At 66.2% G+C, this 920-nt stretch carries 1 protein-coding gene (running past one end of the window); it reads left to right on the top strand.

All coding sequences use genetic code 11. The features are described from left to right. The first annotated feature begins 103 nt into the window (after window positions 1-103). Window positions 104-920, top strand: the 5' portion of a protein-coding gene (gene infB, locus B3B04_RS02810) for a translation initiation factor IF-2 (RefSeq protein ID WP_422653062.1). 1,418 nt of this gene lie beyond the right edge of the window; 817 of the gene's 2,235 nt are visible here — the first part of the coding sequence; the start codon lies at window positions 104-106; its stop codon lies off the right edge, out of view.

The raw sequence follows: 920 nt of genomic DNA, 5'->3' as shown, positions 1-920 counted from the left end.
GCCCCGTCCGCAAGTGAATTTCGGCCAACGTGCGCCCAAGATCCCGACCGGTCGTGCACCGGCTCAAGGTGGTCTGGGTGGTCGTTCGGCCCGCGAACAAGCCATGGGCGGCGGTGAGCGTCCGCAAGGCGATCGTCCCGAGCGTTCGGAACGTCCCGAGCGTCCGCAAGGTGCCCGTCCGCAGGGTGGCCGCCCGCAGGGTCAGAACCGTGGCGCAGAGGGCGGTGACCGTCCGAACCGTCCGGCTCAGACCGTTCGCTATTCGGCTCTGAACCCGCGTCCGGCTCCGGGTGCGGCCAAGGGTCCGCGTACCGGCCCGGGTGCCCGTCCGGCTCCGAACCAACCGCCGGCACAGCCGGAAGTGGCCCGTCCCGCCCGTACCGGCGCTGGTTTCAGCCGTCCGGACCGTGGTGGTGACGACCGCGAGAAGCGTTTCGGTGAAAATGCTCCGGGCAAGGCTGTCAGCCGCACCCGTGGTGAGCCGAAGCGTCGCGAAGGCCGCCTGACCATTCATTCGGTTGCCGGTGGCGACGAGGATGCCGTCGAACGTATGCGTTCGCTGGCTTCGGTCCGCCGCGCCCGTGAACGTGAAAAAGAAAAGCGTAAAGGCTCGTCGACCGACGCGCCGAACCGTCCGCGTGAAGTCGTCATCCCTGACGTCATCACCGTGGGCGAACTGGCCAACCGTATGGCTGTGCGCGGCGTCGACATCATCAAATTCCTGATGCGTCAGGGCCTGATGATGAAGATCAACGATGTGATCGATTCCGATACCGCCGAACTGGTGGCCTCGGAATACGGCATGGCCGTCAAGCGCGTGTCGGACTCCGACGTTGAAGAAGGCTTCCTGTCGGAAACCGACGACAGCGACGCGACCGAAGCCCGTGCACCGGTTGTGGCCATCATGGGCCACGTCGACC

This window comes from Brevundimonas sp. UBA5713 (genome assembly GCF_002419815.1).
Taxonomy (GTDB): domain Bacteria; phylum Pseudomonadota; class Alphaproteobacteria; order Caulobacterales; family Caulobacteraceae; genus Brevundimonas.
The sequence above is the reverse complement of the archived record's forward strand: the minus strand, read 5'-3'. Positions and strand labels throughout refer to the sequence as shown.